Here is a 14,582-nt window from a genome sequence, read left to right on the forward strand (position 1 = left end):
CGCGGTGCCGAGGTTGGTCATGCTGGAGGAACTCGCCTCCACCAGGAGGATCTTGCAGTTGGGGCAGGCGGCGCTGACCATGTCGAGAGGGCCGCGGACGGGGTCGAGCGGATCCGCGCCAACGCGGACGCGCACGGCGTGTACGTGGACGTGGTGCACGGCTCGGCGCCGGAGGCGCTCGCCGGCCTGGCCGACGACCCCGACGCCGTGTTCATCGGCGGCGGGGGACGCGAGCTGCCCGAGGTCGTCACCGCGTGCGCGCGGCGGGCCCGGCGGACCGTGGTCGTCGCCATGGCCGCCCTGGACCGGGTGCCGGCGGCGCGCGAGGCGCTCACGGCCGCCGGGTTCACCTGCGACGGGGTGCTGCTCCAGTCCTCGCGGCTGGCGCCGCTGCCGGGCGACGTGACCCGGCTCGCGGCCACCAATCCTGTGTTCCTGCTCTGGGGCGTCGGATCCCGGGCATCCAGCGAAGGAGTTGACCAGTGATCGGCCTGATTTCCGCCACCGCGGCGGGGGCGGCGGCACGGGACCGGCTGGCCGCGGCCTGGCCGGACCGCACGCGGGTGTACGAGGGTCCCGTCGGGGAGGCCGTACGGGCCGCGTTCGCCGAGTGCGAGCAGCTGGTGTGCTTCCTGGCGACGGGCGCGACGGTACGGCTGCTCGCGCCGCTGCTCGGCGACAAGGCGGCCGACCCCGGTGTGGTGTGCGTGGACGAGGGCGGCCGCTTCGCGGTGTCGCTGGTCGGCGGGCACGGCGGCGGCGCCAATGAACTGGCCCGCGCGGTCGGTGAGTTGCTGGGCGCCGAGCCGGTGGTGACGACCGCGACGGACGCCGCCGGACTGCCCGGCCTCGACACGCTCGGGCTGCCCTGCGAGGGTTCGGTCGCCATGGTCTCCCGCGCCCTGCTGGACGGCGAACCGGTCGTGCTGGAGACGGAGGTGCCCTGGCCGCTGCCGCCGCTGCCGGTCTCGCCGCGGGGGTCGTACACCGTCCGGCTCACCGACCGGGACGTCGAACCCGGCGAGCGCGAGGTGCTGTTGCGGCCGCCGTCGCTCGTGGTCGGGGTCGGCGCGTCCCGCGGGGCGCCGGTCGACGAGGTCCTCGGGCTGGTCGAGGGGGCGCTGCGCGAGGCGGGTCTGTCGCCGAAGTGTGTGGCCGAACTCGCCACCGTGGACGCCAAGTCGGAGGAGCCCGGCATCCTGGGCGCCGCGGGAGGGCTGGGGGTGCCGGTGGTGACGTACACCGCCGGGGAACTGGCCGCCGTCGAGGTGCCGAACCCGTCCGAGGCGCCCCTGGCGGCCGTCGGCACCCCGTCGGTCGCGGAGGCCGCGGCGCTGCTGCGGGGCGGTGAACTCCTCGTCCCCAAGCGGAAGTCCGCGATGGCCACCTGCGCGGTCGTACGGCGTCCGGGGCGCGGGCGGCTCGCGGTGGTCGGGCTCGGGCCCGGCGCCCGGGACCTGCTCACCCCGCGGGCGGCGGACGAGCTCAGGCGGGCCTCGGTGCTGGTCGGGCTGGACCAGTACGTCGACCAGATCCGCGACCTGCTGCGACCCGGCACCCGGGTGCTGGAGTCGGGGCTCGGCGCCGAGGAGGAGCGGGCGCGCACGGCCGTCGAGGAGGCCCGGCGCGGGCACGCGGTGGCGCTGATCGGCAGCGGGGACGCCGGCGTGTACGCCATGGCCTCCCCGGCGCTCGCCGAGGCGTCCGACGACATCGACGTGGTCGGGGTGCCCGGGGTGACGGCCGCGCTGGCCGCCGCCGCGATCCTGGGCGCGCCGCTGGGCCACGACCATGTGTCCATCAGCCTGTCCGACCTGCACACGCCGTGGGAGGTCATCGAGCGTCGGGTGCGGGCGGCGGCCGAGGCGGACATCGTCGTGACCTTCTACAACCCCCGTTCCCGGGGCCGCGACTGGCAGCTGCCCAAGGCGCTCGCGATCCTCGCCGAGCACCGGGAGCCGACGGCGCCCGTCGGCGTCGTACGGAACGCCTCGCGGCCGGACGAGGCGAGCCGGGTGACCACGCTCGGCGCGCTGGACCCGGCGACGGTCGACATGATGACGGTCGTGACCGTGGGCAACACCGCGACCCGCGTCATCGCGGGCCGCATGGTGACCCCGCGCGGCTACCGCTGGCAGGAGGGCGCCCGGTGAACCGCGTGGTCCATCCCATCGAGCAGGAGTCCTTCCGGCGGCTGCGCGCCCGCCTGGACACCTCGCACTTCCCGCCGCTGACCCGGGCGGTGGTGGAGCGGGTCGTCCACTCCGCCGCCGACCTGGAGTACGCGACCGACCTCGTCATGGACGAGGGCGACCTGGCCGTGGCGCACACGGCGCTGCACGCCGGGGCGCCCGTCGTCGTGGACGTCGAGATGGTCGCGGCCGGCATCACCCGGCGCCGGACCGTGTGCCGGCTGAAGGAGGCCGAGGCCGGCCCCGGCCTGACCCGTTCCGCCCATGCCGTCCGGCTCGCGTACGAGCAGGTCGGGCCCGGCGCCCTGTGGGTGATCGGCTGTGCGCCGACCGCCCTGGAGGAACTGCTCACCCTGGACGCCTCCCCCGCGCTCGTCATCGGCCTGCCCGTCGGCTTCGTCGGCGCGGCCGAGTCCAAGGCCGCGTTGCGCGAGAGCGGGCTGCCCGCCGTGAGCAACGTGTCCGAGAAGGGCGGTTCGGCGGTCGCCGCCGCCGCGCTCAACGCCCTGCTGTACCACACCGCTTCGTCTGAGGAGACCTCGTGACCACCCCGCCCGCCCTGCTCATCGCCGGCCACGGCACCCGGGACGACGCCGGAGCCGAGGCGTTCCGCGACTTCGTACGGGAGCTGGGGCGCCGCCACCCCGCGCTGCCCGTCGCGGGCGGCTTCATCGAGCTGTCCCCGCCGCCGCTGGGCGACGCCGTCACCGAACTGGTGGAGCGGGGCGTGCGCCGGTTCGCCGCCGTGCCGCTGATGCTGGTGTCCGCCGGGCACGCCAAGGGCGACATCCCGGCCGCGCTGGCCCGCGAGAAGGAGCGGCACCCGGGCGTCTCGTACACCTACGGCCGCCCGCTCGGCCCGCACCCGGCGCTGCTGAGCGTGCTGGAGCGGCGGCTGGACGAGGCGCTGGGCACCGCGGTGGACCGGGCCGAGGTGACGGTGCTGCTGGTGGGCCGGGGTTCGACGGATCCCGACGCCAACGCCGAGGTGGCCAAGGCGGCGCGGCTGCTGTGGGAGGGCCGCGGTCACGCCGGGGTGGAGACGGCGTTCGTGTCGCTGGCGGCGCCGGACGTGCCGGGCGGCCTGGACCGGTGCGCCCGGCTGGGGGCGCGGCGGATCGTCGTCCTGCCCTACTTCCTGTTCACCGGCGTCCTGCCGGACCGGGTGCGGCGGCAGACCGAGGAGTGGGCGGCCGGGCACCCGGAGGTCGAGGTGCGGTCGGCCGACGTCATCGGGCCCGAGCCGGAGCTGCTGGACCTGGTGATGGAGCGGTACGAGGAGGCCGTCAAGGGCGATCTGCGCATGAACTGCGACTCGTGCGTGTACCGGATCGCGCTGCCGGGCTTCGAGGACAAGGTGGGGCTGCCGCAGCAGCCGCACTTCCACCCGGACGACGACGGCCACCACCACGGGCACGGGCACCACCATCACGGGGGGCAGTCGCACAGCCATGCGCACTGAGGACACGGGGCCGGACCTGGGGCATCACGGGGACGCCGAGGTGCGGGACGACGGGGCCGCGCTGGTCGACCTCGCCGTCAATGTCCGCGCCGGGACGCCTCCGGAGTGGCTGCGGGAGGAGATCGCCGGCTCGCTGTCGTCGCTCGCGGCCTACCCCGACGGGCGGGCCGCGCGGGCGGCGGTGGCGGCGCGGCACGGGCTGCCCGAGGCGCGGGTGCTGCTGACGGCGGGGGCCGCGGAGGCGTTCGTGCTGCTCGCCCGTGCCCTGAAGGTGCGGCAACCGGTGGTCGTGCACCCGCAGTTCACCGAGCCGGAGGCCGCGCTGCGGGACGCCGGGCACACGGTGGACCGGGTGCTGCTGCGGGCGGAGGACGGGTTCCGGCTGGATCCGGCGGCCGTACCCGATGCCGCGGATCTGGTGGTGGTCGGGAACCCGACCAATCCGACGTCGGTGCTGCATCCGGCGGAGGCCATCCGCCGGCTCGCCCGTCCCGGGCGGACGCTGGTGGTCGACGAGGCGTTCATGGACGCGGTGCCGGGCGAGCGGGAGGCGCTGGCCGGGCGGACCGACGTGCCCGGGCTCGTCGTGCTGCGCAGCCTGACCAAGACATGGGGGCTGGCCGGGCTGCGCATCGGGTACGTGCTGGCCGCCGAGGAGACCATCGCGTCGCTGGCACGGGCCCAGCCCCTGTGGCCGGTGTCGACGCCCGCGCTGGCCGCCGCGCGGGCGTGCGTGGCGCCGCGCGCGCTGGCCGAGGCGGCGCACGCGGCGCACCGGATCGCGTCGGACCGGGCGCATCTGGTGGCGGGCCTGGCCGGGTTCGCCGACCGCGGGCTACGGGTGGTGGAGCCCGCCGAGGGCCCGTTCGTGCTGGTCCGGATGCCGGGGGCGGCCGGGGTACGGCACCGGTTGCGCGACCTCGGCTACGCGGTCCGGCGCGGGGACACGTTCCCGGGCCTCGGCGAGGAATGGGTACGGATCGCCGTACGGGACCGGGCCACGGCGAACGGCTTCCTCCACGCACTGTCGTCCGCCCTCGGTCCCCCCACCGACCCACCCTGACGGGTTCCGGCACCGAGACCGGGCCCCCGGGGTGCGGGACGCCCGGATACGGGACACAGTGCGCCACCGGGACCCGGCCGGACCTCAGCAGCGTGGCACCGGGCCGGACATCGGCCTCCCCCGCACCCGCTCTGACCCTCCCCGGTCGCGGGGGGCGTCCCGTGTCAGCCCCTGCGGCGGCGGGCCAGGGTCACCGCTCCGCCGCCGAGCAGCAGCAGGGCCAGTGCGCCGCCCGCGATGTACGGGGTGGCCGAGCTGCCGCCCGTCTCCGCGAGGTCGGACTTCGCCGGGGCGCCCTGGGGCTTCACGTCGGGGGCCGCGCCGGCCTTCGCGGGGGCGTCCCCGGGCTTCGTGCCCGCGGCCGGGTCGTGGCTCGGTACCGGGTGCCCGGCCGGCGCCCCCGCCGGGGACTCGCAGGTCGCCCTGGCGAGGGTGACCGTGCCCTCCACGTCGGCCACGTTGAGCTTCAACGGGTTGACGGAGACCTTGAGTTCGAGGGCGGTCGCGGCGGCCGTACGGGACGTGGTGCGCCGCTCGGCGAGGTCGAGGCGGACCTCTCCGATACCGGGCACCCTCACCTCGGTCGGCCCGCCGGCGGTCAGCGTGACGCGCCTGCCGAGGACGGTGACGGAGCCGAGGACGTTCGCGGAGGCGACCGGCGCCCTGCCGGCCTCGCAGGTCGCCCTGGCCGTGGCCGTGCCGACCTCGATCAGGGACAGCAGGGGCATGCCGGGCACGTGCAGCCGGGCGTTCACGAGCCTGACCGAGCCCTCGGCACGCTCGGCGGTCGCCGTGGCCTTCGCCGAGGCGACGTCCGCGCGGAGCACGGCGAACGGTCTGCCCCCGGCCACGCCGTCGAGCCGGGCGGACAGGGCCGTTCTGTCGGCGCTGCGCGGTGCCTGCACCTCGTTCAGGGTGACCCCGAGCGGGACGTGGACGGTCTTGTCGAGCAGGGACACGTCGAGCCCGGTGCGCAGGACGACGGCGGAGGCGCGACCGTGGTCACCGGTCGCGTGCGCGGCGCCCGCGCCCAGGACCGCGGGAGCGGCGGTCAGGGCGGTGACCGTCGCGACGGTCGCGAGACGGCGCGCGGGCATGCGGAAGTTGTTGCTGTTCAAGGCGGTGGGACCCCCAGACGGATCATGCTTGGGACCCGTCAACCTTGTACGCACTGTGGGTGAACGGTCAGTGATCCTGGGTTACTTCACTCAAACGTGGATAACTAGCACGTCACTTCGAATCAGCGGGCACACGCGTTCCCCTACTCGACCACGGCCCCGTTGAGCACCACCCGGCGCGGCGCCGCCAGCACCCGCACGTCCGCGCGCGGATCGCTCTCGTAGACCACCAGGTCGGCCGGTGCGCCCTCCTCCAGGCCGGGGCGGCCGAGCCAGGCGCGGGCGCCCCAGCTGGCCGCCGCGAGGGCCTCGACCGGCGGGATGCCCGCGGTGACCAGCTCGGCGACCTCCTCCGCGACCAGGCCGTGGGCCAGCGAGCCGCCGGCGTCGGTGCCGACGTACACCGGGATCCCGGCGTCGTAGGCGCCGCGCACGGTGTCGTAGCGCCGCTCGTGCAGCCGCCGCATATGGGCCGACCAGCGCGGGAACTTGCTGTCGCCGCCGGCCGCGAGCCGCGGGAAGGTGGCGATGTTGACGAGGGTCGGCACGATCGCGACGCCGCGCTCGGCGAACAGCGGGATCAGCTCCTCCGTCAGGCCGGTGGCGTGCTCGACGCAGTCGATGCCCGACTCGACCAGGTCGCGCAGGGAGCTCTCGGCGAAGCAGTGCGCGGTGACCCGGGCGCCGAGCCGGTGGGCCTCGGCTATGGCGGCCTCGACCGCCCCGCGCGGCCAGCAGGGGGACAGGTCGCCGAGGTCGCGGTCGATCCAGTCGCCGACCAGCTTGACCCAGCCGTCGCCGCGCCGGGCCTCCTGGGCGACGTAGGCGACGAGGTCGTCCGGCTCGATCTCCCAGGCGTAGTTGCGGATGTAGCGGCGGGTGCGGGCGATGTGCCGGCCGGCCCGGATGATCTTCGGCAGGTCGTCCCGGTCGTCGATCCAGCGGGTGTCGGAGGGCGAGCCCGCGTCCCGGATCAGCAGCGTGCCGGCCTCCCGGTCGGTGAGCGCCTGCTTCTCCGCGGTCTCCGCGTCCACCGGGCCGTGCGCGTCGAGGCCCACATGGCAGTGCGCGTCGACCAGGCCGGGCAGCGCCCAGCCCTCGACGGTCCGGACGTCGCGGGCCCCGGCGGGGCGGTCGTAGGAGACCCGGCCCCCGACCACCCACAGCTCGTCGCGGACGTCCTCGGGGCCGGCGAGGACCCGGCCCTTCACGTGCAGCACCGCCTGATCGCTCATACACGGCACCTTAGAGGGCTAGGGCCGGGCCTTCCCCACCTGGTCGGAGGTCTCCTCCTCCACCTCGGCCATCGCCGGGTCGAGGAGGCGGGAGAGGAAGTGGCGGGTGCGCTCGTGCTGCGGGTCGCCGATGACCCGGTCCGGGGTGCCGTCCTCGACGACCACCCCGCCGTCCATGAAGACGACCCGGTCGGCGACCTCGCGGGCGAAGCTCATCTCGTGGGTGACGACCATCATCGTCATGCCCTCCCGCGCGAGCCTGCGCATCACGGCGAGCACGTCGCCGACCAGCTCGGGGTCGAGCGCGGAGGTCGGCTCGTCGAAGAGCATCACCTCGGGACCCATGGCGAGCGCGCGGGCGATGGCCACGCGCTGCTGCTGGCCGCCGGAGAGGGAGGACGGGTACGCCTCCGCCTTCTCCGAGAGGCCGACACGGGCCAGGTTCTCGGCGGCGATCTCCGCCGCCTCGGCCTTGTCCCGCCCGAGGACCCGGCGCTGCGGCAGCGTGAGGTTCTCGGTGACGCTCAGGTGCGGGAAGAGGTTGAACTGCTGGAAGACCATGCCGATCCGGCGGCGTACGGCGTCGATGTCGACGTCCGGGTCGGTGATCTCGGTGCCGCCGACGAAGACCTGGCCCTTGGTGGGCTCCTCCAGCAGGTTCACGCAGCGCAGCAGCGTCGACTTGCCGGAGCCGGAGGGGCCGATGACACAGACGACCTCGCCCTGGCCGATCTCCAGGTCGATACCGCGCAGGACCTGGTTGTCGCCGAAGGACTTGTGCAGGTCCCGGACGCTGATCTCGGGGCGGCTCACTTGATCTCCTCCTGGGCCCGGGCCTCCAGCCTTCGGGCGACGAAGCCGAGCGGGATGGTCACCAGCAGGTAGCACAGGCCCGCGACCAGGATCGGCGTGGAGTTGGCGGTCGTGCTGGCCAGGTCCCGGCCGAACTTGGACAGTTCGCGCTCCTCCAGGGTCACACCGAGCAGCAGCACCAGCGAGGAGTCCTTGAAGAGCATGATCAGCTCGTTGGTGAGCGGCGGGAGGATGATCCGGAACGCCTGCGGGATGATGATGGAGATCATCGCGCGGGCGGGCGAGAAGCCCAGCGAGCGCGCCGCCTCCGTCTGCCCCTTGGGCACCGCCTGGATGCCGGCGCGGAACGTCTCCGCCATGTAGGCGGCGCCGATCAGTCCGAGGCCGAGGGCGGCCTTGCCGTAGATGTCGCCGGGGATCTCGGCGCCCGGGAAGGCCAGCGGTACGGCCACCGCGATGAAGACGAAGATCAGCAGGGCGGGCAGGCCGCGGAAGATCTCGATGTAGACGGCGGCCAGCCAGCGGTACGGCCCCACGGACGACAGCCGCATCAGCGCGATGACCAGGCCGAGCGCCAGTCCGACGACGAAGCCGGACGCCGTGAACAGCACGGTGTTCTTCAGCGCCAGGGTGATGACGTCCGGCCACATCTGCTTCGCGATGCCGCCCTGGGCGAACTGGTTCTGCAGCCGGCCCCAGTCCGCCGTGACCGCGACGGCGATCACGGCGGCTACGAAGACGACGTACTGGATACCCCGGGACAGCCGGCGCTTCTGGCGCCGGGTCAGCCCCTTCTTCTTCGGCCGGAGAGGTACGTCGAGGTCGGTCATGAGGCGGCGGGAGAGGCCACGGAGGCGTTGTAGGGGCCGATCCACTGCTCGTAGAGCTTCTTGTAGGTGCCGTCGGCCTTGGCGTCCTTGAGGGCCTTGTTGATGGCGTCGACCAGGGCCTTGTTGCCCTTCTTGACCGTGAAGCCGTACTGCTCGCCGGTCTTGAGGTTGTCGACGACCTTGAACTTGTCGGCGTTGGCCTTGTCCTTCAGCCAGCCCTGGACGACCGGGTAGTCGATGACGACGGCCTGGACCTGGCCGGTGCGCAGGCCGTTGAGGACGGCGTCGGAGGAGTCGAAGGAGACCGGGTCGTAGCCCTTGCTCTTGACGTAGTCCTCGCCGGTGGTCTGCGCCTGGGCGCCGAGCTTCTTGCCCTTGGCCTTGACGTCGGCGAGCGAGTTGACGCCGCTGCTCTTGTCGACGAGGACGGCCTGGGTGGCCTCGAAGTACGGGTCGGAGAAGTCGACGTTCTTCTTGCGCTCGGGGGTGATGGTCATGCCGGCGGCCGCCAGGTCGCACTGCCCGGAGTTCAGGAAGGCGCCCGTCTTGAAGTTCTCGAACGGGGTGTCGACGATCTGCTGCTTGACGCCGAGGTTCTTGGCGACGAGGTCGATGAGGGAGACGTCGAAGCCCTGCACCTTGCCGTTGATCTCCGACTGGAACGGCGGATACGGCAGGTGGGTGCAGGTGGTCAGCTGACCGGCCTTGACGACGTGGACCCCCTTGACGGTGGCGCCGCTCCCCCCGTTGCCCGAGGAGCAGCCGGCCACGAGCGCGAGGCCGGCCGTCAGGGTGGTGGCGGCCAGGATGCGGGTCCGGCGCCCGGGAAACGTGTTCATGGGGGATCTCCTGTGGGGAACTGTGGGTTCCGATTATAAGGAAGAGTTTGAGTCTCTCAAACCAAACCGATGGCTACCGAGCCTTTCGACCTAAGATCAGTTGAGTTGACCTCCCCTGTCGGCCCCGAGAGCGAAGAGAGCACCGCCGTGACGCACCCCTTTCTCGACCTGCCCCCGCTGAGCGCGAAGCGCTTCGCCGCCATCGAGGACCGGGTGGCCCGGCTGCTGGACACCCGGCAGGACGTCCTGATCACCCAGGGCGAGGCGCTGCTGCCGCTGGAGGGCGCGATCCGCGCGGCGGCCGGTCCGGGCACGGTGGCCCTGAACGTGATCACCGGCCCGTACGGGCAGACCTTCGGCAACTGGCTCCGTGACGCCGGGGCGACGGTGCACGACCTCTCCGTCCCCTTCCACACCGCGGTGACGGCCGAGCAGGTCCGGGAGGCGTTCGCCGAGCATCCCGGGATCGACTTCGTGTCCCTCGTGCACGCCGAGGCGGCGACCGGCAACACCAACCCGGTCGAGGAGATCGGCGAGGTGGTGCGGGCCCAGGGCGCGCTGTTCTACCTGGACGCGGTCGCCTCGGTGGGCGCGGAGCCGGTGCTGCCGGACGCGTGGGGCGTGGACCTGTGCGTGATCGGGGCACAGAAGGCGATGGGCGGGCCGGCGGGCGTGTCGGCGATCTCGGTGAGCGAGCGGGCCTGGGCCCGGATGGCGGCGAACCCGAAAGCGCCGCGCCGCTCCTACCTGTCGCTGCTGGACTGGAAGGACCGCTGGCTGGACGCCGGCCGCGCAGCCCTGCCGCACGCTCCCGCACAGCTGGAGATGCTGGCGCTGGAGGCGTGCCTGGAGCGGATCGAGTCGTCCGGCCTGGACGCGGTGACGGCCCGGCACCGTGGCGCCGCGCTGGCCTCGCGGGCCGGCGCGGTGGCGCTGGGCGGGGGTCTGGAGCCGTATGTGAGCGCGGAGCGGGACGCGGCCCCGGTCGCGACGACCCTGCGGGTGCCCTCCGGCGTGGTGGCCTCGGAGCTGGTGGCCCGGGTCCTGGAGAACGACCCGGCCCTGCCGCTGGCCGCCGGCGGGGGCGCCCTGTCCAGGGAGATGGTCCGCGTCAACCACTACGGGCCCGACGCGACGCGGGACGCCGTGCGGCGCTCCCTGACGGCACTGGGTACGGCCCTCGCCGAGAAGGGTCTGCCCGTGGACACGGCAGCGGCCGAGCGAGCCGTGCGGCAGGCCTGGCCGCAGTCCTGAGGCAGGCGCCCGGGAGCCCCGCCCCCGGCGGCACAACGGCATACCGACATTCTTCGCGAGCGTATCGAACGTATCGAGCGTATCGACGAAACCGCCGGGGGCTTGAATTCAAATTAGATTCACAATTCCCGCCAATTCTACGGACGATAGCTTCCCGTCTTCTTCTGCCCGCTTTCCTGAAGGATAAACAACAAGATTTTTGCGGGGTTTCCGGGCTGTGACACATTCCACAGCCCGGCCTTTTTGCCCTGGTTAGACCTAGGACAAAACCGGCATTCGGGCCACGTCGGCGGTCGCCGCGATCACCCCACCCGTGCATTTCTTAATTCGCCTCGCTAAATTCGTGCCGCATGACTGCCGCACCCGCAGACCTGCTCATCGACCGACCGGCGACGGCCGACGGAGCCGCGCTCTGGCGTCTCGCCAAGGACTCGAAAACCCTCGACCTGAACTCCTCCTACAGCTATCTGCTGTGGTGCCGGGACTTCGCCGGCACCTCGGCGGTCGCGCGCGGTGCGGACGGCACCCCCGTCGGTTTCGTCACCGGGTACGTGCGGCCCGACCGCCCGCACACCCTGCTCGTCTGGCAGGTGGCCGTCGACTCCGCCCACCGCGGCCACGGCATCGCCGCCGCACTGCTGGACGGGCTGACCGCACGGCTCGCCGCCGAGCACGCGGTCACGGAGGTGGAGACCACCATCACCCCCGGCAACACCGCCTCCGAGCGCCTGTTCACCTCGTTCGCCGCCCGGCACGGCGCGGACCTGACCCGCGAGGTGCTCTTCCCCGCCGACCTGTTCCCGGACGGCCCGCACGACCCCGAAGTCCTGTACCGCATCGGCCCGCTGACCGCGACCACCGCCCACTGAGGAGCGATTCACGTGACCATCACCCAGCCCGACCTCAGCGTCTTCGAGACCCTCGAGTCCGAGGTGCGCAGCTACTGCCGCGGCTGGCCCGCCGTCTTCGACCGCGCACAGGGCAGCCGGATGTACGACGAGGACGGTCATGCCTACCTCGACTTCTTCGCCGGTGCCGGCTCACTCAACTACGGCCACAACAACCCCGTACTGAAACGGGCGTTGATCGACTATCTGTCCCGGGACGGGGTCACCCACGGCCTGGACATGTCGACCACGGCCAAGCGGTCCTTCCTGCAGGCCTTCCAGGACCTGGTGCTGCGCCCGCGCGACCTGCCGTACAAGGTCATGTTCCCGGGCCCGACGGGCACCAACGCCGTGGAGTCGGCGCTGAAGCTGGCCCGGAAGGTGAAGGGCCGGGAGGCGATCGTGTCGTTCACGAACGCCTTCCACGGGATGTCGCTCGGCTCCCTCGCCGTCACCGGCAACGCCTTCAAGCGGGCCGGCGCCGGCATCCCGCTGGTGCACGGGACCCCGATGCCGTTCGACAACTACTTCGACGGCACCGTCCCGGACTTCCTGTGGTTCGAGCGGCTGCTCGAGGACCAGGGCTCCGGCCTGAACAAGCCCGCCGCCGTGATCGTGGAGACGGTGCAGGGCGAGGGCGGCATCAACGTGGCCCGGCCCGAGTGGCTGCGCGCCCTCAAGGAGCTGTGCGAGCGGCAGGACATGCTGCTGATCGTCGACGACATCCAGATGGGCTGCGGCCGTACCGGCGCCTTCTTCTCCTTCGAGGAGTCGGGCATCACGCCGGACATCGTCACGGTGTCGAAGTCCATCAGCGGCTACGGGCTGCCGATGTCGCTGTGCCTGTTCCGGCCCGAGCTGGACGTCTGGGAGCCGGGCGAGCACAACGGCACCTTCCGCGGCAACAACCCCGCGTTCGTCACCGCCACCGCGGCCCTGGAGACGTACTGGACCGACGGCTCGGCCATGGAGAAGCAGACCCGCACCCGGGGCGAGCAGGTCGAGCAGGCGCTGATCTCCATCACCGAGGAGAACCTCGCCGACGTCAAGGAGTACCGCGGCCGCGGACTGGTCTGGGGCCTGGAGTTCAACGACAAGGACCGGGCCTCCCGGGTCGCCCGGCGGGCCTTCGAACTCGGGCTGCTGATCGAGACGTCCGGGCCGGAGGGCGAGGTCGTCAAGCTGCTGCCGGCCCTCACCGTCACCCCCGAGGAGCTGGACGAGGGGCTGAGCGTGCTCGCCCGGTCCGTCCGCGAGACCGCCTGACCAGCCCCGATCAACCCTGATCAACCCTGATCAACAAGGAGGAGAAGCACCACCGTGATCGTTCGATCGTTCAAGGACATCGAGGGAACCGACCGGCACATCAAGTCGAAGTCCGGCACCTGGGAGAGCAAGCGGATCGTCCTCGCCAAGGAGCGGGTCGGCTTCTCCGTGCACGAGACCATCCTGTACGCCGGCACCGAGACGCACATGTGGTACGCCAACCACATCGAGGCCGTCGTCTGCACCCAGGGCGAGGCCGAACTGACCGACCGCGAGACCGGGCAGACCTACACCGTCACGCCCGGCACCATGTACCTCCTGAACGGTCACGAGCGGCACACGCTGCGCGTCAAGGAGGACTTCCACTGCATCTGCGTGTTCAACCCGCCCGTGACCGGACGGGAGGACCACGACGAGAACGGCGTCTACCCGCTGCTCACCGAGCCCGAGGAGGTGTGACGAGCGATGACCACCGTCACCGTCACCGACCTGTACCCCACCCGCGGCACCACCGAGGTGGCCGTCCCCCGCAAGGACCCGGTCGTCTGGGGCTCCCCGGACACGCCCGGCCCGGTCTCCACGGCCGACCTGCACGCGTTCGAGCGCGACGGCTTCCTCGCCGTCGACCAGCTGATCACCCCGGCCGACGTCGAGATCTACCGGCGTGAGCTGGACCGGCTGGTCACGGACCCGGCGATCCGCGCCGACGAGCGCTCCATCGTCGAGCCGAAGTCCAAGGAGATCCGCTCGGTCTTCGAAGTGCACCGGATCAGCGAGGTGTTCGCGAACCTGGTGCGCGATCCGCGGGTGGTCGGCCGGGCCCGGCAGATCCTCGGCTCGGACGTGTACGTCCACCAGTCCCGGATCAACGTCAAGCCGGGCTTCGGCGCGAGCGGCTTCTACTGGCACTCGGACTTCGAGACCTGGCACGCCGAGGACGGTCTGCCGAACATGCGGACGGTGTCCGTCTCGATCGCGCTGACCGACAACCTCGACACCAACGGCGGCCTGATGATCATGCCGGGCTCGCACCGGACGTTCCTGGGCTGCGCGGGGGCCACGCCCGAGGACAACTACAAGAAGTCGCTGCAGATGCAGGACGCGGGCACCCCGTCCGACGAGGCGCTGACCGGGCTGGCGAGCGAGCACGGCATCAAGCTCTTCACCGGCAAGGCGGGCTCGGCGACCTGGTTCGACTGCAACTGCATGCACGGCTCCGGCGACAACATCACGCCGTACCCGCGCAGCAACGTCTTCATCGTCTTCAACAGCGTGGAGAACAAGGCGGTCGAGCCGTTCTCGGCTCCGGTACGACGACCTGAGTTCATCGGGGCGAGGGACTTCACCCCGGTCCGGTGAGCCGCGCCCGGCACAGGGGCCTCCGCGTCCGGCGGAGGCCCCTGCCGTGTGTCACGGGCCCGGCGCGGGTCCGTGCGGGTCAGCCGGACAGCACGTCCAGCAGGCGGTCCACGTCGGCCGCCGTGTTGTACAGGTGGAAGGACGCGCGCAGATTGCCCGCGCGGTCGGAGGGCTCGATACCCTGCTCCTCGATCAGCAGGTCCCGCACCCGGCTGAACACCGCGAGGGCGTCGGCCTGACGGCCCGCCCCGTACAAGGCGCGCA

At 72.4% G+C, this 14,582-nt stretch carries 15 protein-coding genes and 1 pseudogene; 10 read left to right on the plus strand and 6 right to left on the minus strand.

Annotated features, from left to right (window positions below; genetic code table 11):
• Window positions 1-81: 81 nt before the first annotated feature.
• From ACWEN3_RS25410 to cobC, 5 genes and pseudogenes are all read left to right on the plus strand, one after another.
• A pseudogene (locus ACWEN3_RS25410) lies at window positions 82-486 on the plus strand (bifunctional cobalt-precorrin-7 (C(5))-methyltransferase/cobalt-precorrin-6B (C(15))-methyltransferase); the annotation flags it as partial.
• Window positions 483-2,153 (plus strand): precorrin-3B C(17)-methyltransferase, encoded by a 1,671-nt coding sequence (cobJ, locus tag ACWEN3_RS25415; protein WP_452975229.1) that lies wholly within the window; start codon window positions 483-485, stop codon window positions 2,151-2,153. The pseudogene ACWEN3_RS25410 and the gene cobJ, both read left to right, overlap by 4 nt.
• On the plus strand, window positions 2,150-2,737 hold the full coding sequence (locus ACWEN3_RS25420; RefSeq protein ID WP_452975232.1) for a precorrin-8X methylmutase: 588 nt from the start codon (window positions 2,150-2,152) through the stop codon (window positions 2,735-2,737). The genes cobJ and ACWEN3_RS25420 overlap by 4 nt, the downstream gene beginning before the upstream one ends.
• Entirely contained in the window at window positions 2,734-3,654 is a 921-nt protein-coding gene (locus ACWEN3_RS25425) for a sirohydrochlorin chelatase (RefSeq protein WP_452975235.1), read from the plus strand. Before ACWEN3_RS25420 ends, ACWEN3_RS25425 begins: the two co-directional genes overlap by 4 nt.
• Window positions 3,644-4,717: an Rv2231c family pyridoxal phosphate-dependent protein CobC gene (gene cobC, locus ACWEN3_RS25430; protein ID WP_452975238.1), complete on the plus strand. Its 1,074-nt coding sequence runs from the start codon at window positions 3,644-3,646 to the stop codon at window positions 4,715-4,717. The genes ACWEN3_RS25425 and cobC overlap by 11 nt, the downstream gene beginning before the upstream one ends.
• A 164-nt stretch (window positions 4,718-4,881) precedes the next feature.
• On the opposite strand, the gene ACWEN3_RS25435 is transcribed toward cobC, so the two are convergent.
• The 5 genes from ACWEN3_RS25435 to ACWEN3_RS25455 form a co-directional block, all read right to left on the minus strand.
• The gene (locus tag ACWEN3_RS25435; RefSeq protein WP_452975240.1) at window positions 4,882-5,835 is read right to left on the minus strand and encodes an SCO1860 family LAETG-anchored protein; all 954 of its coding nucleotides are present in this window, start codon (window positions 5,833-5,835) and stop codon (window positions 4,882-4,884) included.
• A 143-nt stretch (window positions 5,836-5,978) separates the two neighbouring features.
• On the minus strand, window positions 5,979-7,070 hold the full coding sequence (locus ACWEN3_RS25440; protein ID WP_452975243.1) for an amidohydrolase family protein: 1,092 nt from the start codon (window positions 7,068-7,070) through the stop codon (window positions 5,979-5,981).
• Between the two features lie 18 nt (window positions 7,071-7,088).
• On the minus strand, window positions 7,089-7,883 hold the full coding sequence (locus tag ACWEN3_RS25445) for an amino acid ABC transporter ATP-binding protein (protein ID WP_452975246.1): 795 nt from the start codon (window positions 7,881-7,883) through the stop codon (window positions 7,089-7,091).
• Entirely contained in the window at window positions 7,880-8,713 is an 834-nt protein-coding gene (locus ACWEN3_RS25450) for an amino acid ABC transporter permease (protein WP_452975249.1), read from the minus strand. The genes ACWEN3_RS25445 and ACWEN3_RS25450 overlap by 4 nt, the downstream gene beginning before the upstream one ends.
• Window positions 8,710-9,552, minus strand: coding sequence for a transporter substrate-binding domain-containing protein (locus ACWEN3_RS25455; RefSeq protein ID WP_452975252.1), 843 nt, complete (start codon window positions 9,550-9,552; stop codon window positions 8,710-8,712). Before ACWEN3_RS25455 ends, ACWEN3_RS25450 begins: the two co-directional genes overlap by 4 nt.
• Window positions 9,553-9,699: 147 nt before the next feature.
• On the opposite strand from ACWEN3_RS25455, the gene ACWEN3_RS25460 reads away from it, so the two are divergent.
• The 5 genes from ACWEN3_RS25460 (at window position 9,700) to thpD (ending at window position 14,318) form a co-directional block, all read left to right on the plus strand.
• Window positions 9,700-10,806: a pyridoxal-phosphate-dependent aminotransferase family protein gene (locus ACWEN3_RS25460; RefSeq protein WP_452975255.1), complete on the plus strand. Its 1,107-nt coding sequence runs from the start codon at window positions 9,700-9,702 to the stop codon at window positions 10,804-10,806.
• A gap of 350 nt (window positions 10,807-11,156) precedes the next feature.
• On the plus strand, window positions 11,157-11,675 hold the full coding sequence (gene ectA, locus ACWEN3_RS25465; protein WP_452975258.1) for a diaminobutyrate acetyltransferase: 519 nt from the start codon (window positions 11,157-11,159) through the stop codon (window positions 11,673-11,675).
• A 12-nt stretch (window positions 11,676-11,687) separates the two neighbouring features.
• On the plus strand, window positions 11,688-12,959 hold the full coding sequence (ectB, locus tag ACWEN3_RS25470) for a diaminobutyrate--2-oxoglutarate transaminase (RefSeq protein WP_452975261.1): 1,272 nt from the start codon (window positions 11,688-11,690) through the stop codon (window positions 12,957-12,959).
• A gap of 54 nt (window positions 12,960-13,013) precedes the next feature.
• Window positions 13,014-13,418, plus strand: coding sequence for an ectoine synthase (locus tag ACWEN3_RS25475; protein WP_452975263.1), 405 nt, complete (start codon window positions 13,014-13,016; stop codon window positions 13,416-13,418).
• Between the two features lie 6 nt (window positions 13,419-13,424).
• Window positions 13,425-14,318 carry an ectoine hydroxylase gene (thpD, locus tag ACWEN3_RS25480; protein WP_452975266.1) on the plus strand — a complete coding sequence of 298 codons (894 nt, stop codon included), beginning with the start codon at window positions 13,425-13,427 and terminating at the stop codon, window positions 14,316-14,318.
• Between the two features lie 79 nt (window positions 14,319-14,397).
• On the opposite strand, the gene ACWEN3_RS25485 is transcribed toward thpD, so the two are convergent.
• Window positions 14,398-14,582 (minus strand): BTAD domain-containing putative transcriptional regulator (locus ACWEN3_RS25485; protein ID WP_452975267.1); only part of this gene is annotated, 185 nt, incomplete at its 5' end.

The sequence above is a fragment of the Streptomyces sp. NPDC004561 genome, from assembly GCF_053602155.1.

What these genes read in the sequence shown, in the direction of transcription:
- cobC (WP_452975238.1), top strand. Translation starts at nt 3,644, where the DNA reads ATGCGCACTGAGGACACGGGGCCGGACCTGGGGCATCACGGGGACGCC.
- ACWEN3_RS25440 (WP_452975243.1), bottom strand. Translation starts at nt 7,070, where the DNA reads ATGAGCGATCAGGCGGTGCTGCACGTGAAGGGCCGGGTCCTCGCCGGC.
- ACWEN3_RS25450 (WP_452975249.1), bottom strand. Translation starts at nt 8,713, where the DNA reads ATGACCGACCTCGACGTACCTCTCCGGCCGAAGAAGAAGGGGCTGACC.
- ACWEN3_RS25455 (WP_452975252.1), bottom strand. Translation starts at nt 9,552, where the DNA reads ATGAACACGTTTCCCGGGCGCCGGACCCGCATCCTGGCCGCCACCACC.
- ectA (WP_452975258.1), top strand. Translation starts at nt 11,157, where the DNA reads ATGACTGCCGCACCCGCAGACCTGCTCATCGACCGACCGGCGACGGCC.
- thpD (WP_452975266.1), top strand. Translation starts at nt 13,425, where the DNA reads ATGACCACCGTCACCGTCACCGACCTGTACCCCACCCGCGGCACCACC.